A 17,374-nucleotide genomic window follows, 5' to 3' on the forward strand; every position below is an offset into this window, starting at 1 on the left:
GGGGTGCGGCCGATCGACGGCCTTCTTCGACGGAGGCCCGCGGGCCGGCCGGCGGGTTACCGGGGGGCATCACCGGACAGGACCGAGTCGTCGGCGGGGCGGGCGCCCGGAAGGTGGTGGCTCGCGGCCACCAGGGCGGCGTCGATGTCGCTGGTGCCGGTGGCCACGCAGAGGCTGTAGGCGACGTCTTCGTACTCCTGACGGCTTGCGGCGCTTCCTTGGTCGGCCCGCAGCACGGCGAGGGCCTTGTAGCGTTCCACCAGGTCCCGCAGGACCACGGGGTGTGCCATCAGCATGAGATTCCTTTCGAGGACGTGCGTCCAGGACGTGCGGTCGGACCAGCACTTCGCCCACCCGCCGGGGGCGGGTGGGCGAGCCATCGGGGCATGGTGGTCTTCGTGTCAGGCCAGCATTCCGGTCCGGAGCTTGGTGAGCGTGCCGGTCAGGAGGCGGGAGATGTGCATCTGGGAGAAGCCGAGTTCGGCGCCGATCTGCGCCTGCGTCATCTCCTGGCCGAAGCGCATCTCGATGATGCGGCGTTCACGCTCGTCGAGGTCCTCGAGAAGCGGTGCCAGGGTGTGCAGATCCTCGACCGTCTCCATGGCGGGGTCGGGGCCGCCCATCACGTCGGCCAAGGTGCGCGTGGGCGCGGCCGCGCCGTCACCGCCGTCGGTGGGCGCCTCAAGGGAGCCGGCCGTGTAACCGTTCGAGGCGACGATGCCGTCTATGACCTCTTCTTCGGTGATGGACAGGTGATCGGCGAGTTCCTTGACGGTCGGATCGTGGTCGAGGCGGGCGGAGAGCTCCTCCTTCGCCTTGGCGAGGTCCACGCGCAACTCCTGGAGTCGGCGCGGTACATGCACGGCCCAGGTGGTGTCCCGGAAGAAGCGCTTGATCTCGCCGAGGATGTAAGGGACGGCGAAAGTGGCGAACTCGACCTCACGGCTGAGGTCGAACCGGTCGATCGCCTTGATGAGGCCGATGGTGCCGACCTGGATGATCTCTTCCATGTCGCCGTTGCCCCGGTTGCGGAACCGACGGGCCGCGAACTGTACGAGGGTCAGGTTCATCTCGATAAGGGTGTTGCGTGCGTACTGGTATTCGTGCGTGCCCTCTTCCAGGGTCTGCAGCCGGTCGAAGAACAGCTTCGACAGGGCTCTCGCGTCCTGCGGAGCCACCTTGTCCGTGTCCTCGATCCAAGGCAGCGGCGCGGTCTCGACAGCTTGCTCAGAGATCAGTGACATATCCCTACCTCCCCTGGTGGTACGACTTCCTCGTACGGCCCCTGCCCCGCTCTGTGGGAGGCATGTGCGTTGACCCAATTTTTCTTGCTGTGGGGAAATAGTTGTCTCCGTGCATCGTACGATGTGGGAGGTTGCCCGGCTTCGGTCAGGCATTCCCCCAAACCTGACAGCCACCAGCCACCGGAGTGACTCCTCGGGCGCGCCGTGTTGGACTGAGTACATGTCCCCATACGCCGAAGGCCGACGGACCGGGGATGCTGTCGGCCGGGCTCTTACCTCGGCGTGGATTAACGAGAAGCAGGATCACGTGGACAGATTCGCTGCCGTCGAGCGGGCGCTGCGCAGTGCGGCCCCCCATTTGCTGCTCGATGCCGTGACCGGGGCGCTGCGCGAGCAGTACGGGGTCAAGGAGGTCGAACTGCGGCTCGCCGACTACGGGTTGACCACCCTCCAAGTGGTGGAGGACGTGCCGTACACCACCGAGTCGGTGTCCATCCAGGGCAGTCCGCAGGGCAGGGCCTTCGGCGCCCAGGAGCCTCGCGTCGAGCCGAACGCCGTGCCGGGTGCGGCGACCGTGCATCTGCCGGTGACCGTCCGGGGAGACCGGATGGGCGTGCTCACCATCATCGTCCCCGACGAGTGTTTCGACCCGGCCCAGCTGCCGGAGATGCAGCGCGTCTGTGAGGCGCTGGGCCACGAGATCCTGGTCGCCGAACGCGACACCGACCTGTACCTCCTCGCCCGCAGGGCCGCCCGCCTCACCCTCGCCGCCGAGATGCAGTGGCAGCTGCTGCCCGGCCGCTCGGTGACGCGTCCCGAGTTCTCGCTGGGCGCCCACCTGGAGCCCGCGTACGCCATCTTCGGCGACAACTTCGACTGGTCGGTTTCGGCGCACCACCTCACGCTCACCGTGACGAACGGAATGGGCGAGGGGATGGAGGCGGCGCTGCTCACCAACCTCGTGGTGAACGCGCTGCGCAACGCCCGCCGCGCGGGTCTCGATCTGGCCGGCCAGGCGATCCTCGCCGACCAGGCCGTCTACGCGCAGTACCGGGGCGAGCTGCACGCCTCCGTCCTGCTGCTGCGCTTCGACCTCGCCACCGGTGAGGTGGAGGCCGTCGACGCCGGATCCCCGCGTATGTGGCGGATGCGGGGCCGGGCGGTCGAGCCCGTCGGCTTCGACGCGCAGCTTCCGCTGGGCATGTTCGAGGAGACGGCCTACGTGTCGGAGCGCCTGCGGATGGAGCCGGGGGACCGCATTCTGGTGGGCAGCGACGGGGTCTACAACGGCGTGTCGGAGGCCGGGGAGGTGTACGGGGAGCGGGCGCTCGCACGGTCCCTGTCGGCGCACCGCCTGCTGCCAGCGGCTCAGGTGCCGCAGGCGGTGCTGCGTGACCTCGGAGAGTACCGAGGCTCGCTGCCCCTGGACGACGACGCCCTGGTGGTCTGCCTCGACTGGTTCGGACGGTAAGCGGTAACGCCGCGCGACGACGGGCCGACCCGGCCTTCAGCGGCCGGGTCTAGCCGACCGAGCGCCAGGATCTGGCTCTGTCGCTGTCCTGATCCGCGGCGGTCGCCGCGTCACGAAAGCTGCGGAGTCCTTCGAGCAGCGCACGCCGCGCCTTGGGCGGCATGGCGTCGATGGTGGCCATCAGTATGCTCTCGCGCCGTTTTCGCAGGTCGGCGAGGTAGGCCCGGCCGTGGCCGGTCAGCCGGAGCTCCAGTTCGCGTCGGCTGACCGGACTGGGCGTACGTTCGATCAACCCCGTGGCCTGCAAGCGGTCGCACAGGCGGCTCACGGACGGGGGAGCGGAGCCCAGTGCCTCGGCGAGCATGCGCAGATTGATGCCGTCCTCGCGGTCCAGTGCGTAAAGGACGCGCAGCTGGGAGGGAGAGACAGGCCCGGTCGGAACGGCCTCACGCCCCTGCTCCCACATGACCTCGAGCAGTTCGATGAACTCGGAACCCGCATGAGACGCATCCCTGGACCGGCGATCGGGTTCGGGACTCAGACCCATATCGATGACACTCCGATCGGCGTTGTCTCTCTTGTACATCTTGCCACCGGGGCACGTTCCACACGCCGTGACCCGATTCGGCCGACAACACACTCGGGTCGCAGAGCCCGGGGACCGTGCGCGGGTGATGGTGCGACGGGGGCGTTGATGGAGCACGCAGCACCGGATCGCATCTCGGCACAGGCGGTGGTGCCAGGAAGCATAGTGGAAATCGGCCTGAGCTTCGTTGACCGGTCGGCGATTCGAGCGAGCCGACGCCCGGCGCGACGCGGACCGGCATCAACAACGCGTAAAGACTGCCGGGTTACGGCAATGCGCCGCGGCCGCTCTCCGGACCAGGATGACCACGGCAGGAACGGGGGGCGTAGGTCCCGGCGCCGGGTCGCGGAAGCGGGATCCGGCACCGGGACCTGAGCTGCTGTGGGCGCGAGGGGGAGAGGCGGGGGAGATTCTGGATGCCGTTCTCTACGCCGCGGCGGGATTCCCGGCCATCCTCTTCAGCGCCGCCCTCCCCGTGGTCCTGGGCTTCTGGCTGCTCGTCGCGCTCGGCGGCGCCGATGCCGAGAGCTTCGACGCGGATGTGGACGCGGGTGCGGTGGGGCTCGGCGGTGTGCCGGTCGCCGTGGCCGCGTCCCTGCTGATCGTGACGGGCTGGTGCGCCAGCCTGACCGGTTCGGTTCTGCTCGACCGGACCGCCTTCACCGGACTCGCCCATGCCGTGGCGGACGTCGTTCTCCTCTTCCTCTCCGTGCTGGTCGCCTGGTGCGTGACGCGACACCTCCTGCGCCCGCTGGCCCGGCGTCCGACCTGAGGCTTTTGACGTAATACGTCAGATGTCTGATGCCTTGGTAGCGTGGGGGCCTTTGCTCGGCGACGAGAGGGGTCAAGAGGTGGGGAGTTCACCCGTGTCCGGTGCGAAGCCTGCTCGGACGCTGCTCAGGCAGGAGGTCGTCGAGGGCATCGAGCGCCACATCCTCCAGGAGCGGCTGCGCCCGGGGGACCCGCTGCCCACCGAGCCCGCCCTGTGCGAGGCACTGGGCGCGAGCCGCTCCAGCGTGCGCGAGGCCGTCAAGATCCTCGACGCTCTGGACATCGTCGAGGTCCGGCACGGCCATGGCACCTACGTCGGCAGGCTGAGCCTCTCGCCCCTGGTGGAGAGCCTGACCTTCCGCGGGCTGCTCTCGCCGGGCGACGAATTCCAGGTCCTCGCCGACCTCGTCGACGTACGCGAACTCGTCGAGCGCGGGATGGCCGACCGGATCGTCACGCGGCTCGGCCCCGGTCAACTCGACGCGCTGGAGCGCCTCGTGGCGACCCTGCGGGAACAGGGCGCGGGGCAGGAGCGCGGTTTCGTGGAGGCGGACCGGGCGTTCCACGCGCTGCTCGTCGCGCCGCTCGGCAATGAGCTCGTCGAACAGCTCTCGACGGCGTTCTGGGACGTGTCCGCGATCGTCGCGCCGCACCTGGACGGGTTCACGCACGCCGACGAGGCCGAGACCGTCGCCGCAAAGCAGAGCATCGTGGACGCCGCGCGGGCCGGTGACGTCCCCGCCTTCATGAAGTCGCTCGGCGAGCACTACGCGCCGGTGCGGCGCCGGATCTCCGAGGCGCGCGCCCGGAACGCGGCCCGGGCCTGACCTGGTTCGCGTTCTTCTGCACCTGAGCGGTGTCGGAAGCTGACCGGCCGCGGGCCATGCGTCCGGCCGTCTCCGGGAGGCGGGTGATCCGGCGCACGATTACGTTGGGCGTGACCGGTCACTCATCCGATGGCGCCCTGCGGCCCTCGTCCAGCTCATCGGGCGGGAGGGCGCGCGCCGCCGTGCCGGTCCACCGCCGTGGTGTCCCGCCGGCCGTCCCTCTTGTAAGGAGCAGCCATGGGCGAACCCTCGGTGAACCCCGCCGCACCGGCCGAACGACCCTTTGAGCCGGCCGCCGCGCCACTCTCCGATGCCGAACTACAGGCGATGGAGCGGTACTGGAGGGCCGCCAATTACCTCTCGGTGGGGCAGATCTACCTGATGGACAACGCCCTCCTGCGGCGCCCCCTGGCGGCCGAGGACATCAAGCCGCGCCTCCTCGGCCACTTCGGCACCTCGCCCGGACTCAATCTCGTACACGTCCAGCTCAACCGGGCCATCAAGGCACGGAACCTGGACACCGTCTGCATCTGGGGCCCCGGCCACGGCGGGCCCGCCGTGCTCGCCAACTCCTGGCTGGACGGCACGTACACCGAGACCTATCCCGACATCACCCGCGACGGCGAGGGAATGGCCAGGCTGTTCCGCCAGTTCTCGTTCCCCGGCGGAGTGCCCAGCCATGTCGCCCCCGAGACACCCGGGTCCATCCACGAGGGCGGCGAACTCGGCTACTCCCTCTCGCACGCCTACGGAGCCGCGTTCGACAACCCGGACCTGCTCTCCGTGTGCGTCATCGGCGACGGAGAGTCCGAGACGGGGCCGCTGGCCGCCTCCTGGCACTCCAACACCTTCCTGGACCCGGTGCACGACGGCGCGGTGCTGCCCGTCCTGCACCTGAACGGCTACAAGATCGCCAACCCGACGATCCCGGCCCGGCTGCCCGAGAGCCAGCTCGACGACCTGATGCGCGGCTACGGCTACGAGCCCGTGCACGTCACGGGCGATGACCCCATGACCGTCCACCGGGACTTCGCGGTCGCCCTGGACCGCTGCCTCGACGCCATCGCCGCGATCCAGCGCACGGCCAGGGCCGACGGAGACGCCGAGCGCCCCAAGGACGCCCCCGTGCCCCGCTGGCCGATGATCGTGCTCCGCACCCCCAAGGGCTGGACCGGCCCCAAGACGGTGGACGGCAAGCCGGTGGAGGGCACCTGGCGCGCGCACCAGGTGCCGCTGGCCAACGTCAGGGAGAGCGCCGAGCACCGCCACCAGCTTGAGGAGTGGCTGCGCTCCTACCGGCCGGAGGAACTGTTCGACGCCGAGGGCCGCCCGGCCCCCGGGCTCGTCGACATCGCCCCGCAGGGCACGCTGCGCCTCGGCGCCAACCCGCACGCCAACGGCGGACTGCTCCTGCGCTCGCTGCCGCTCAAGCCGCTCGAGGAGTTCGCGGTCGACGTGGACAAGCCCGGCGCCACGCTGCACGAGCCGACCCGCATCCTCGGCGACTACCTGCGGCAGGTGATGGCCGACACCTCCGAACGGCGCGATTTCCGCCTCGTCGGCCCGGACGAGACCGCCTCCAACCGGCTCGACGCGGTCTACGGAGCGTCCGGAAAGGCCTGGCAGGAGGAGATCTACGACGTCGACGAACACCTCTCCCGGCACGGACGGGTGATGGAGATCCTCTCCGAGCACACCTGCCAGGGGTGGCTGGAGGGCTACCTCCTGACCGGGCGCCACGGTCTGTTCTCCTGCTACGAGGCGTTCGTGCACATCGTCGACTCGATGGTCAACCAGCACATCAAGTGGCTGCGCACCACCCGCGAGCTGCCCTGGCGGGCGCCGATCGCCTCGCTGAACTATCTGCTGACGTCCCATGTGTGGCGCCAGGACCACAACGGCTTCTCGCACCAGGACCCCGGCTTCATCGGCCACGTACTCAACAAGAGCCCCGAAGCGGTGCGGGTCTACCTGCCGCCGGACACCAACACGCTGCTGTCCACCGCCGAGCACTGCCTCGCCTCACGCGACTACGTGAACGTGATCGTGGCCGGCAAGCAGCCCGGCTTCGACTGGCTGAGCCTGGACGACGCACGGGCGCACTGCGCCAGGGGCGCCGGGGTGTGGACCTGGGCCGGCACCGAGAGCTCGGAGCGGGAGCCGGACGTCGTGCTCGCCTGCGCCGGGGACGTGCCCACCCTGGAGGTACTGGCCGCCGCGAGCCTGCTGCGCACCCATCTGCCGGAGCTCGCGGTGCGCGTGGTCAACGTGGTGGACGTCGCGCGGCTGATGCAGGAGGGCGAGCATCCGCACGGCATGCCGGACGCGGAGTTCGACGCGCTGTTCACCCGCGACAAGCCGGTGATCTTCGGATTCCACGGCTACCCGTGGCTGGTGCACCGCCTCGCGTACCGGCGCGCGGTCCACCCGCACCTGCACGTGCGCGGATACAAGGAACGCGGCACGACCACCACGCCGTTCGACATGGTCGTCGCCAACGACCTGGACCGCTTCCGCTTGGTGATGGACGTCATCGACCGGGTCCCTGGCCTGGGCGTCCGCGCGGTCGAAGTGCGCCAGCAGATGGAGGACACCCGGCTGCGCCACCGTGCCTATGTGCGTGAGCACGGCATCGACCTGCCGGAAGTGCGGGACTGGTCCTGGCAGGACTGACCGAAGGCGAGGAGTCACCGTCTCCGGCCAGACGAGTGGGCCGGTGTGGGCCGTGCGAGGGACAAACGGCGTGTTGCCGGTAGCGACACGCCGTGGAGCGGGAGGGCTGTTGGTAGTGGCGCGGTCGTCGCCAGCAACATTCCGCGGCAGGAGAGCCTCGGAGGCCGTGTCCGTACTGGAGGTACACACATGCGTTCCATCCGAGTGCTCACCGGTCTGGCCGTTGCGGGCGCCGCGCTGGCGATCACCGCCCCCAACGCGCAGGCCGTGTCACCGAGTTGCCAGAAGGCCCTGGACGACGCGGAGATCACCCAGAAGAACGCCGACACGGTCCAGGCGGACCCGAACGCCTCGCAGGAGGAGAAGAAGGCCGCCGAGGACGAGGCCAACATGGCGGCCTCCACCGCGCAGCGCTTCTGCGACTCCACCGACCCGGCCGTCAGGGGCGGCGTGCACGCCGGTTCGGGCGGCGCCCAGGGCAGCAGCAACCCGGTCGAGCTGGCTGCCGGGGCGGCGGTGCTGGCCGTCGGTGCGGGCGCGGTGTACCTGCACCGCCGCAAGACCTCCGGACAGCGCTGACCTCCCGCTACCGGTCGACCGGCCCCGCCGGGCAGAGCCGAGGCTCGCCCGGCGGGGCCGAGGCACTTCTCTCCCCACCCCACCCCCCAACCCCCACGTCAACCGGGCGAGGAAGGCGGCACCATGACCTACCGCTACGCGTCGACGGCCCGTCCCCCGTGGCGCCGTACGTGGTCCTGGGGTGCGGTCGTCGCCCTCGCCGTCGGCGCGTGGGCCTGGACGGCCGACGGCGACGAGGCCGACGAGCCGCCCAGGCCGTCCGCCGCCCAGGCCAAGGTCTACGAGTCCGGCCGGATCGAACCCGCGGCGCCCGCGGCCGCCTCCCTGCCCGAGTCGGTCCCCGTGCGCATCAAGATCCCTGTCCTCAAAGTGGACACCGCGTTGACCGACCTCGCCAGGACCGAGGACGGCGGACTCGAAGCGCCACCACCCGACGACGCCAACCTGGCGGGCTGGGACGCGGCAGGCACGCTGCCCGGCAGTACCGGTACCGCCGTGATCGTCGGACATGTGGACACACCCAAGGGGCCCGCCGTGTTCTACGGACTCGGCTCGCTGAAGAAGGGCGCCAAGGTGAAGGTGGTCCGCGAGGACCGTCGCACCGCGGAGTTCACCGTCTACGGCGTCGAGGAGTACGAGAAGGACGACTTCCCCAGCGCCAAGGTCTACGCGCCACGGGTGCGCCCCGAACTGCGCCTCATCACGTGCGGCGGCAGCTACAGCAAGAGCGACGGCTACTCGGGCAATGTCGTCGTCTACGCCCACTTGACCGGTTCGAGCTCCCGGTAGAGCACCACCCCCGTCGCCGGCGTCGCCTCATCACCAGCGTCGTGCAGCGACCGGGCGCTGTGGCCTCCGGCAGAATGGCGCCGGGCGCACCTAGGGTCAAAAGGTGCACATCACGCCTCTCGTCATTCCCGTGGCCATGACCCTGGTGCTCGTCGGCGGTGTGGACGCCGGTGCGGGTGCGCACGCGGGCACCCCGGGCTCCCTCAGCGCCCCCGCTCCCCGCCTCGCGGCGCGCGTCACCGCCGTGCCGAAGGCCAAGATCGGCCCCACCTACCGCCCCGGATGCCCTGTTCCGCCGCGCCGGCTCCGGCTCATCCGCATGAACCACTGGGGCTTCGACGGCCGGGTCCATGCCGGTGAACTGATCGTCCACGAGCGGTCGGTGAAGCCTCTGCTGTACGTCTTCCAGAAGGCCTTCGCGGCGAAGTTCCCGATCCGCCGGATGCGGGTGATGGCCGAGTTCCGCGGCAGCGACCTGGCGGCGATGGCGGCCGACAACACCTCTGCCTTCAACTGCCGACAGGTGACCGGGGATCCGGGCCGGATGTCGCAGCATTCGTACGGCAACGCGATCGACATCAACACGGTCGAGAATCCGTACGTCGACGTCAACGGCCGGGTCCATCCGGCGTCGTCGGCGAAGTACCTGCGGCGCGATCGCTGGGTCAAGGGCATGATCCGCCCCGGTGACGTCGTGTCGAGCGCCATGCGCCGGGTGGGCTGGCAGTGGGGCGGGCGCTGGGCGAACCCGGACTACCAGCACTTCTCGGCCAACGGAAAGTAGCGCGGACCGGGCGGGCTCGGAGGGCGGGCGGATCTGTTCGCGGGCGCCGGGGGAGAGCCCTCACAGCCACGCCGTGGCCTGCCAGACGGCCAGGCAGGCCGTGAGGAGGAGCGTGAGGTTGAGGGCGATCCGCCGGTCGCCGCGGCTCAGGTGGACCCGCGTCGCGCCGATCTGCAGGACCACGAACCCGATGGCCGCGACGAGGGCGAGCCAGGGGGCGATGCCGGTCAGCGGCGGGAGGATCAGGCCGATCGCGCCGAGCACTTCGACCAGACCGATGGCCCGGACGGCGGGCATCGGCGTGCTGTCCACCCACGCCATCATGGGAAGGAGCTGCTCACGGCTCCGGACCAGCATCACCCCGCCGCCGTAGAGGTAGAAAAGGGAGAGCAGGCCCGCGACGATCCAGTAGGCCCAGTGTGCGCTGTGCATGTTCTTGATTCCGTCCACGGTCGAAGTCCGGGCCTTCAGGCGAAGTCGGTGGCGGGTTCGGTGGCGTAACGGCTCATCACTTCGACGGTCGCCCGCGGGGTCAACGGCCGGCCGGAGGCGATCATGGCCTGCAGGTCGCGAAAGTACTGCACATACAGGTCGGGTGTGAACGTGCTGACCATGACGGCCGGTTGGCCGGTCGTGTTGGCGAAGGTGTGCGGTGCGCCGGGCGGGACCATCACGAGTGTGCCCGCCGTGGCGTCGTACTCCTTCTCGCCGACCGTGAACCGCACCGTGCCGGAGACGATGTAGAAGCCCTCGTCGTGCTGTGCGTGACGGTGCTGCGGCGGTCCGGGCGTGTGGGGCGCGAGGACCGATTCGGCGAGGCCGATGCGGTGGCCGGTGTTGCTGCCGTCCTCCAGGACGCGCAGTCGCGTGGTGCCCAGGACGATCGTCTCGCCCTCGTCGGGACCGACCACCGACACGGCGGGGGCGGCGACAAGCTGCTCAGTAGGTGGCTCAGTGAGTGGCTCACTGGTTCTCGGTTCATCGCTCATGCTTCGATTCCACCGCCAGGGCGCCGCGTTCGTCCAAGACCCGTTCCGTGGTTCCGATACCGAACGGGTATCGTCGCAGCATGGAGCTACGCACGCTGCGCTATTTCGTGGCGGTCGCCGAGGAACTCCACTTCGGCCGGGCCGCCGTCCGGCTGCACATGAGCCAGCCGCCGCTGAGCCGCGCCATCAAGCGGTTGGAGAGCGAGGCCGGTGCCGCGCTGTTCGACCGGACGCCCGCCGGGGTCACGCTCACCTCGGTGGGCGCCGTGCTGCTCGACGAGGCGCGCGCCCTGCTCGACCAGGCGGACCGGGTCCGCGTACGCGTGGCGGCAGCGGCCGGCGCCGCGACCATCACCGTAGGCATCCTGGGGGACAGCACCGATCCCGGCGCGACCCGGCTGGCCGGTGCCTACCGTCGGCAGCACCCGCAGATCGAGGTGCGCGTCCGAGAGACCGATCTGACCGATCCGACCTGTGGGCTGCATGCCGGCCTCGTCGATGTCGCCCTGACCCGCGGGCCGTTCGACGAGACAGGCCTGGAAGTCCAGGAACTGCGCAGCGACCCGGTGGGCGCGCTGCTGCGCTCCGACGACCCGCTGGCCCGCCGCGACAGCCTGAACCTCGCCGACCTGGCCGATCGCCGCTGGTTCGTCTTCCCGGAAGGCACGGACCCTCGCTGGCAGTCGTACTGGAACGGCGGCGAACTTCGCGAAGGCCCGGTGGTGCGCGCCGTCACGGAGTGCCAGCAAGCCGTCCTCTGGAACGGCACGGTCGGCATGACGCTCCTGGACCACGAACCGGCGGACGGGCTCACCGTGGTGCCGTTGACCGACATGCCGCCGAGCCGTGTGGTCGCGGCTTGGAACGAGGGCGACACCAATCCCCTTCTCCGCTCGTTCGTCCGGATCGCGATCTCCTCCTACCGAGGCTGAACTCCTTCTGCCGAGGCTGAATATCGCGTGCCGTGCCGTCGACGACGGTGCAGACTCCCTCCATGGCAGACATGCGGGCGTTCCGGGACGCGGTCGGTGACTGGGCGGCCGGCGGGCCCGGCGGTCCGGCGATCGAGCTGGCCGAGCGGGTCGGTGTACGGAAGGCGGTGCTGCTGGAAGGGCCGAGCGACCGCGAGGCGGTCGAGGCGCTGGCCGCACGGCGTGGCCGGGACCTGGCCGCCGAGGGGGTGTGCGTCGTGTCGATGGGCGGGGCGATGAGCATCGGCCGCTACACCGAGATCCTCGGGCCGCCCGGCCTCGGCCTGGAACTGGCAGGACTCTGCGACGTGGCCGAGCAGCGCTTCTACGACCGGGGCCTGGAGCGGGCAGGGGCGCCGAGCGGGGACTTCTACGTATGCGTGTCGGACCTGGAGGACGAACTCATCCGCGCGCTGGGCACGGCACGGGTCGAGGAGGCCGTCCGCGCCGAGGGGGATCTGCGGGCCTGGCAGACCTTCCTGCGCCAGCCCGCGCAGCACGGCAGGCCCCGGCAGCAGCAGTTGCGGCGCTTCCTCGGGACGAAGAAGGGCCGCAAGATCCGCTATGGCCGCGTCCTGGTCGAGGCCCTCGACGCCGATCTGACACCGGCACCGCTCGACGATCTCCTCGCGGGCCTGTGAGGACCTACTCGCCGTAGCGCGAGCGCAGGGACTTCTTGTCGAACTTGCCGGTGCCGGTGCGGGGTACGGCGTCCATGAGCTCGATGCGGTCCGGCAGTTGCCAGCGCGCGAAGCCGTTGCCCTCGAGGTGTGCGCGCACCTGCTCCAGGGTGACCGTGCTCCCGGGGCGGGCGGCGAGGCAGATCAGCGGGCGCTCCTGCCACTTCGCGTCCGGGATCGCGATGACCGCGGCCTCGTCGACCTCGGGCATGGCCATCACGGCCGACTCCATGTCCACCGAGGAGATCCACTCGCCGCCGGACTTGATGAGGTCCTTGGCGCGGTCGGCGATGACGACATAGCCGTCCGGCGAGCCGACGGCCATGTCACCGGTACGGAACCAGCCGTCGTCGGTGAACGCGGCGGAACCCTCGCCGCCGAGGTAGGAACCGGCGATCCACGGCCCGCGCACCAACAGGTCGCCCATCGCCTCCCCGTCCCAAGGAGCGGGACTTCCCGACTCGTCGCGGATCTCCAGCTCCACACCGGGCACCGGCAGCCCCGCGCGGGTGTGCACGGCCTCGGCCAGGCGGTCCTCGTCCCAGTCCCGCATGCGCTCCTTGGGCCAGGCGAAGCTGGCCAGCGGCGAGGTCTCGGTCATGCCCCAGACCTGTACGAGCGGGATGCCGAGGTCACGGCGGTAGTGCTCGATCAGCGCGGCGGGCGGCCGGGCGCCACCGCACAACAGGTGCCGCAGATCCGGCAGTTGGCCCCGGGCGGCGATCTCCCCGGCGGCGGCCGTCCAGATGGTCGGCACGCCCGCGGCCACCGTGACGCGCTCCTGCACCATGAGCGCGACGAGCGCGGCCGGATCGAGCGCACCGGCGGAGAAGACCTGCTTGGCCCCGTAAGGAGTCGCCGTGTAGGGCAGGCCCCAGGCGTTGGCGTGGAACATCGGCACCACCGGCAGCACGCAGTCGCCGGGGCCGATGGACATCGCGGCCGGTGAGGAGGCGGCGATGGCGTGCAGCACGGTCGACCGGTGGGTGTAGACGACGCCCTTGGGGCGGCCCGTGGTGCCCGAGGTGTAGCACAGCCCGAGCGGGGAGCGTTCGTCGATGTCGCGTGGAGGGTAGTTCTCGGGCCGTCCGGTGAGCAGTTGCTCGTAGGCCAGGACGTTCGGCAGTGTCGTCTCCGGCACTTCGTCGGCCAGCACGACGATGTGGCGCACGCCCTTGAGGCCGCCGCGTGCGTGCACCTTCTCCAGCAGCGGGATCAGGTCCGCGTCGACAAGGATGGCGCTGTCGCCCGCGTGCCCGATGACGTACGCCAGGTCCTCCGGGGAGAGCCGCAGGTTGAGGGTGTGCAGCACGCGTCCGGTGCAGGGGATGGCCCAGTAGGCCTCCAGGTGCCGGTAGCCGTTCCAGGCAAGGGTTCCGACCGTCGCGTCGCGGTCGAGCCCCAGGCCGTCCAAGGCGTGCATCAGCTGCTGCGCCCGGCGGCCGAAATCCGCGTAGGTGTAGCGGTGCACGCTCCCGTCCGCGCGGCGTGTGACCACTTCCGTGTCATGGAAGTAGCGCGGCGCATGGGGGAAGAGGAGCCATGTGGTGAGCGGGGTGTCCATCATTGCCGTTGCCATGGCCACATCGTCGGTGCGCGAAGCGGCGCCCTGCCATGGAGAACACCACCATGGTCCACGGGCGGCCGGTGGAGATCCCTTCCATGGTCGTTGCCGCGCGGCGGGCATAGCGTGGCCGGGCAACAGGCGTGGACATCGCAGGTGAGGCGTAGGGAGACAAGCCCGTGCAGCAGATCCCCCCACACCCCGGGAACGGCGGCGCGGGCCCCGCCGGAGAGTTGCTGCGCCTGCTCCGCGCGGATGCGGGACCCGACCGGTACGCGGCCCTGCTCGACCACTGTGCCCCGGCCGACCGGTCGTGGCTGGCCCCGCTCGTCGACGACGCGCTGCAGGTGCGCGCCCGCCTGGAGGAGCAGAGCCGGCACGAGACGGAGCTGGCCGCGCTCTACGAGACGGCAGGCGATCTGTCCTCGCTGCGCGATCTGGAGGCGGTGCTGCGGGCCATCGTCCACCGGGCCCGCGCCCTGCTCGGCACGGACGTCGCCTATCTGATGCTCAACAACGACCGGCGCGGCGACACCTATATGCGGGTCACCGACGGCATCCGCACCGACGCCTTCAAACACAACAGCCTGCCGCTGGGTTCGGGGCTCGGCGGGCTCGTCGCCAAGCACGCCGTTCCGTACCACACGGCCGACTACTTCGAGGACACCCGGTTCGAGCACGTGCGCGACGACGTCGTACGCGCCGAAGGGCTGATCTCGGTCCAGGGCGTTCCCCTGGTCCGGGGCGAGCAGGTCATCGGCGTGCTCTTCGCCGCCAACCGCCGCAGCAGGCCCTTCGCCGACCACGAGGTGGCACTGCTGGTCTCGCTGGCCAACCACGCCGCCATCGCCATCGAGAACGCCACCCTCTTCCAGGACGTACGCCGCGCCGTCGACGAGCTCACCCGGGCCAACACCGTCATCCAGGCGCACAGCGCATCCATCGAACGGGCCGCCGCCCTGCACGAGCGGCTCATCGGCATCGTGCTCGACGGCGCGGGCCTGCCCGTCGTCGCCGCGACGCTCGCGGACGTCCTCGGCGGCAGCATCCTCGTCCTGGACGCCCGGCGAAGCACACTGGCCGCAGCGGGCCCCGACCCCCTCGTCGACCAGGCACGCGCGGCCGGAGCCCTGCCCGAGGACAGCCCGGCCGCCCAGGCCGCGCGGGAGGCGGGCGTGCCGTCCGCCGAAGCGCGCCGCACCCGCTGGGTCCCCGCCGGCGACGGCGGGCCGGCCGCCTGTGCCACCCCCATCGTCGCGGGCGGCGAGGCGATGGGCGTACTGCTGCTCGTGCGTGACGAGCCGGAAGCCGCCGACATCCACGCCCTGGAGAGCGCCGCCCTGGTGACCGCGTTGATGTTCCTCAGCGAACGCGCCGTCGCCGAGGCCGAGCACCGGCTCCACGGCGAACTGCTCGAAGACCTCCTCGGCAATCCGCACCGCGACACCGAAGGCCTGCGCCGCCGCGCCACCTTGATGGGCATCACGCTGAGCCGTCCGCACACCGTGCTCGCCGCCCGCTGCGGCGGACCGCACCGCCGTCAGGCCGCGGACGCGGCGGCCTCGTACGCCGCACGCGCGGGCGGCCTCGCGGGGGAGTACCGCGGCGACGTCGTCGTCCTCGTCCCGGCCGACAGCGCTCCCGCCGACGTCGCCCGTACGCTGGCCGAGCAGTTGACCCACTCCGTCGGCGTGCCGGTCACCGTGGGCGCCGCCGCGGCCGGTGGCGGTGCCCGGAGCGTCATCGAGGCCCACCGCGACGCCTCACGCTGCCTGGACGTCCTGCTCGCGCTCGACCGGGAGGGAGAGGGCGCGACCTCCGACGAACTGGGTATCTACGGGCTGCTGTTCCACCAGACGGGCCGCGACGAACTGCACCGTTTCGTCGGCCGCACGATCGGCCCCGTCCTCGACCACGACGCGCGACGCGGCGGCGAACTGGCCCACACGCTCATGACGTACTTCGCCAACGACGCGAACTTCACGCGCACCGCCGCCGCCCTGTACATCCACATCAACACCTTGTACCAGCGGGTGGAACGGATCACCGCACTGCTCGGCCCGCAGTGGCGGCACGCGGACCAGATCCTTCAGGTCCATCTGGCGCTCAAGGTGTACGCGGTACTCGGCGCCCCCTAGGCAGGCGTCGTGGGCGGGCACTCGCTCCTCGGCCGTACGGCAATGGAACACCCCTACGCCGCAAGCGGACGCGTGGTGGAGCACATCGCCATATCCGCCGGTCACAGCTGGGCCCTAGCGTCCCTGTAACCCCGCGGCAACGCGAGGGTGAGCCCCGCCCCACCGCCGTACGGCACCGCCGATCTCGTGTGCCACGGCGGCATCTGCAAGGAGGCACCATGCACCGGCTCCCCGCACCAAGTCACCGCTCCCGCGACCCCCTGCCCCGTCCAGTGACGGTCCCGCGTCTCCTCACGGTCGCGCTGCTGCTGGCGCTGAGCGCCCTCTCCCCGGGGCTCGCGCCCGCTCCGGCGCACGCGGCCTCCGGCACGCGGGAGGTCACCGACTTCGGCCCGAACCCGGGGAACCTGCGGATGTTCCGCCATGTCCCCGACGGCCTGCCCGCCGGCCGCCCCCTGGTCGTGGCCCTGCACGGCTGCGGGAAGACAGCCGGGGACTTCGACGACGAGCCCGGCTGGACCGAGATGGCCGACAAGTACGGCTTCGCACTGCTGCTGCCCGAGCAGAAGGCCGCCAACAACGCACTCTCCTGCTTCAACTGGTTCGAGCCCGGCGACACCACCCGCGGCCGGGGCGAAGCCCGCTCGATCAAGCAGATGGTCGACCGGATCACGAAGGACCAGGGAAGCGACCCGTCCCGCGTCTACGTCACCGGGCTGTCCGCGGGCAGCGCGATGACCGCGGTGATGGCGGCCACCTACCCGGACGTGTTCGCGGGCGCGGCCATGGTCGCGGGCGCTCCCTACGGCTGCGCCCGCAACATCATCGAGGCCGTGGGCTGCGCGACCCCGGGCAAGGACCTCACCCCACGGCAGTGGGGCGACAAGGTCCGCGCAGCCCACCCCGGTCACGGCGGCCGGTGGCCGACCGTGTCGGTGTGGCACGGGACCGAGGACACCGCGGTGGCGCCCATGAACATGACCGAGGTGGTCGAGCAGTGGACCGACGTCCACGGCACGGACACCACCCCGGAGGTCAGCGACCAGGTCCAGGGGTATCCGCACAAGGTCTACCGCGACAGGACCGGCCAGGATGTGGTCGAGAGCTACTCCATCACCGGCATGGGCCACGGCCAGCCCGTCGACCCCGGCACCGGCGAGGCGCAGTGCGGAGTGGCCGCGGATTCCCTCCCCGACGAGAACATCTGCGCCGCGTACCGGATCAGCCGGTCCTGGGGCCTGAACAAGTAGGAACACCGACCGGATCACCGAGCAGCCGACCGGATCGCCGAGAGCACGACCAGGAGCC

At 70.7% G+C, this 17,374-nt stretch carries 17 protein-coding genes; 11 read left to right on the forward strand and 6 right to left on the reverse strand.

Going from position 1 to position 17,374, the window contains the following annotated elements:
- Window positions 1–56: 56 nt before the first annotated feature.
- Both ACFUPX_RS37050 and ACFUPX_RS37055 read right to left on the reverse strand, forming a co-directional pair.
- Window positions 57–296: a DUF5133 domain-containing protein gene (locus ACFUPX_RS37050; protein ID WP_383332871.1), complete on the reverse strand. Its 240-nt coding sequence runs from the start codon at window positions 294–296 to the stop codon at window positions 57–59.
- Between the two features lie 105 nt (window positions 297–401).
- Window positions 402–1,244: an RNA polymerase sigma factor SigF gene (locus tag ACFUPX_RS37055; RefSeq protein ID WP_383332812.1), complete on the reverse strand. Its 843-nt coding sequence runs from the start codon at window positions 1,242–1,244 to the stop codon at window positions 402–404.
- 307 nt (window positions 1,245–1,551) lie between these two features.
- Between ACFUPX_RS37055 and ACFUPX_RS37060 the strand changes: the two genes are divergently transcribed.
- The gene (locus tag ACFUPX_RS37060; protein WP_383332814.1) at window positions 1,552–2,715 is read left to right on the forward strand and encodes a PP2C family protein-serine/threonine phosphatase; all 1,164 of its coding nucleotides are present in this window, start codon (window positions 1,552–1,554) and stop codon (window positions 2,713–2,715) included.
- 49 nt (window positions 2,716–2,764) lie between these two features.
- Here ACFUPX_RS37060 and ACFUPX_RS37065 read toward each other — a convergent pair whose 3' ends face one another.
- Window positions 2,765–3,262, reverse strand: a complete 498-nt coding sequence (locus ACFUPX_RS37065; protein ID WP_383332816.1) for a MarR family winged helix-turn-helix transcriptional regulator — start codon at window positions 3,260–3,262, stop codon at window positions 2,765–2,767.
- Window positions 3,263–3,602: 340 nt separating this feature from the next.
- Here ACFUPX_RS37065 and ACFUPX_RS37070 point away from each other — a divergent pair, with 340 nt between their 5' ends.
- The 6 genes from ACFUPX_RS37070 to ACFUPX_RS37095 all read left to right on the forward strand — a co-directional run bounded on the left by ACFUPX_RS37070 (window position 3,603) and on the right by ACFUPX_RS37095 (window position 9,724).
- Entirely contained in the window at window positions 3,603–4,073 is a 471-nt protein-coding gene (locus ACFUPX_RS37070; protein ID WP_383332818.1) for a hypothetical protein, read from the forward strand.
- A gap of 94 nt (window positions 4,074–4,167) precedes the next feature.
- Window positions 4,168–4,899 (forward strand): FadR/GntR family transcriptional regulator, encoded by a 732-nt coding sequence (locus tag ACFUPX_RS37075; RefSeq protein WP_383332820.1) that lies wholly within the window; start codon window positions 4,168–4,170, stop codon window positions 4,897–4,899.
- A 237-nt stretch (window positions 4,900–5,136) separates the two neighbouring features.
- Window positions 5,137–7,572, forward strand: a complete 2,436-nt coding sequence (locus tag ACFUPX_RS37080) for a phosphoketolase (RefSeq protein WP_383332822.1) — start codon at window positions 5,137–5,139, stop codon at window positions 7,570–7,572.
- A 189-nt stretch (window positions 7,573–7,761) separates the two neighbouring features.
- Window positions 7,762–8,151 carry a hypothetical protein gene (locus tag ACFUPX_RS37085; RefSeq protein ID WP_383332824.1) on the forward strand — a complete coding sequence of 130 codons (390 nt, stop codon included), beginning with the start codon at window positions 7,762–7,764 and terminating at the stop codon, window positions 8,149–8,151.
- A 123-nt stretch (window positions 8,152–8,274) separates the two neighbouring features.
- Complete coding sequence (locus ACFUPX_RS37090; protein ID WP_383332826.1) at window positions 8,275–8,940, forward strand: class F sortase; 666 nt, start codon at window positions 8,275–8,277, stop codon at window positions 8,938–8,940.
- Window positions 8,941–9,043: 103 nt separating this feature from the next.
- Entirely contained in the window at window positions 9,044–9,724 is a 681-nt protein-coding gene (locus tag ACFUPX_RS37095; RefSeq protein ID WP_383332828.1) for a M15 family metallopeptidase, read from the forward strand.
- A gap of 60 nt (window positions 9,725–9,784) precedes the next feature.
- Here the strand turns inward: ACFUPX_RS37095 and ACFUPX_RS37100 are convergent, their stop codons facing one another.
- Both ACFUPX_RS37100 and ACFUPX_RS37105 read right to left on the reverse strand, forming a co-directional pair.
- Window positions 9,785–10,156, reverse strand: a complete 372-nt coding sequence (locus ACFUPX_RS37100; protein WP_383332830.1) for a DoxX family protein — start codon at window positions 10,154–10,156, stop codon at window positions 9,785–9,787.
- A 35-nt stretch (window positions 10,157–10,191) separates the two neighbouring features.
- Window positions 10,192–10,713, reverse strand: a complete 522-nt coding sequence (locus ACFUPX_RS37105) for a cupin domain-containing protein (protein WP_383332832.1) — start codon at window positions 10,711–10,713, stop codon at window positions 10,192–10,194.
- Window positions 10,714–10,793: 80 nt separating this feature from the next.
- On the opposite strand from ACFUPX_RS37105, the gene ACFUPX_RS37110 reads away from it, so the two are divergent.
- The gene (locus ACFUPX_RS37110; protein WP_383332834.1) at window positions 10,794–11,645 is read left to right on the forward strand and encodes a LysR family transcriptional regulator; all 852 of its coding nucleotides are present in this window, start codon (window positions 10,794–10,796) and stop codon (window positions 11,643–11,645) included.
- A 62-nt stretch (window positions 11,646–11,707) separates the two neighbouring features.
- The gene (locus tag ACFUPX_RS37115; RefSeq protein WP_383332836.1) at window positions 11,708–12,325 is read left to right on the forward strand and encodes a TOPRIM nucleotidyl transferase/hydrolase domain-containing protein; all 618 of its coding nucleotides are present in this window, start codon (window positions 11,708–11,710) and stop codon (window positions 12,323–12,325) included.
- A 4-nt stretch (window positions 12,326–12,329) separates the two neighbouring features.
- Here the strand turns inward: ACFUPX_RS37115 and ACFUPX_RS37120 are convergent, their stop codons facing one another.
- The gene (locus ACFUPX_RS37120; protein ID WP_383332838.1) at window positions 12,330–13,943 is read right to left on the reverse strand and encodes a long-chain fatty acid--CoA ligase; all 1,614 of its coding nucleotides are present in this window, start codon (window positions 13,941–13,943) and stop codon (window positions 12,330–12,332) included.
- 164 nt (window positions 13,944–14,107) lie between these two features.
- Here ACFUPX_RS37120 and ACFUPX_RS37125 point away from each other — a divergent pair, with 164 nt between their 5' ends.
- Together ACFUPX_RS37125 and ACFUPX_RS37130 are read left to right on the forward strand one after the other, a co-directional pair.
- Window positions 14,108–16,066: a helix-turn-helix domain-containing protein gene (locus ACFUPX_RS37125; RefSeq protein ID WP_383332840.1), complete on the forward strand. Its 1,959-nt coding sequence runs from the start codon at window positions 14,108–14,110 to the stop codon at window positions 16,064–16,066.
- Between the two features lie 218 nt (window positions 16,067–16,284).
- Complete coding sequence (locus ACFUPX_RS37130; RefSeq protein ID WP_383332842.1) at window positions 16,285–17,316, forward strand: alpha/beta hydrolase family esterase; 1,032 nt, start codon at window positions 16,285–16,287, stop codon at window positions 17,314–17,316.
- Window positions 17,317–17,374: the final 58 nt, after the last annotated feature.

Origin of the sequence: Streptomyces sp. NPDC057302, from assembly GCF_042667685.1 — a bacterium.
Taxonomy (GTDB): Bacteria; Actinomycetota; Actinomycetes; order Streptomycetales; family Streptomycetaceae; genus Streptomyces.

Bases quoted from the DNA above. Each gene is read 5' to 3' on its own strand.
- ACFUPX_RS37050 (WP_383332871.1), bottom strand. From the start codon at position 296: ATGCTGATGGCACACCCCGTGGTCCTGCGGGACCTGGTGGAACGCTAC.
- ACFUPX_RS37055 (WP_383332812.1), bottom strand. From the start codon at position 1,244: ATGTCACTGATCTCTGAGCAAGCTGTCGAGACCGCGCCGCTGCCTTGG.
- ACFUPX_RS37065 (WP_383332816.1), bottom strand. From the start codon at position 3,262: ATGGGTCTGAGTCCCGAACCCGATCGCCGGTCCAGGGATGCGTCTCAT.
- ACFUPX_RS37070 (WP_383332818.1), top strand. From the start codon at position 3,603: ATGACCACGGCAGGAACGGGGGGCGTAGGTCCCGGCGCCGGGTCGCGG.
- ACFUPX_RS37080 (WP_383332822.1), top strand. From the start codon at position 5,137: ATGGGCGAACCCTCGGTGAACCCCGCCGCACCGGCCGAACGACCCTTT.
- ACFUPX_RS37085 (WP_383332824.1), top strand. From the start codon at position 7,762: ATGCGTTCCATCCGAGTGCTCACCGGTCTGGCCGTTGCGGGCGCCGCG.
- ACFUPX_RS37090 (WP_383332826.1), top strand. From the start codon at position 8,275: ATGACCTACCGCTACGCGTCGACGGCCCGTCCCCCGTGGCGCCGTACG.
- ACFUPX_RS37100 (WP_383332830.1), bottom strand. From the start codon at position 10,156: ATGCACAGCGCACACTGGGCCTACTGGATCGTCGCGGGCCTGCTCTCC.
- ACFUPX_RS37105 (WP_383332832.1), bottom strand. From the start codon at position 10,713: ATGAGCGATGAACCGAGAACCAGTGAGCCACTCACTGAGCCACCTACT.
- ACFUPX_RS37110 (WP_383332834.1), top strand. From the start codon at position 10,794: ATGGAGCTACGCACGCTGCGCTATTTCGTGGCGGTCGCCGAGGAACTC.
- ACFUPX_RS37115 (WP_383332836.1), top strand. From the start codon at position 11,708: ATGGCAGACATGCGGGCGTTCCGGGACGCGGTCGGTGACTGGGCGGCC.
- ACFUPX_RS37120 (WP_383332838.1), bottom strand. From the start codon at position 13,943: ATGGCAACGGCAATGATGGACACCCCGCTCACCACATGGCTCCTCTTC.
- ACFUPX_RS37130 (WP_383332842.1), top strand. From the start codon at position 16,285: ATGCACCGGCTCCCCGCACCAAGTCACCGCTCCCGCGACCCCCTGCCC.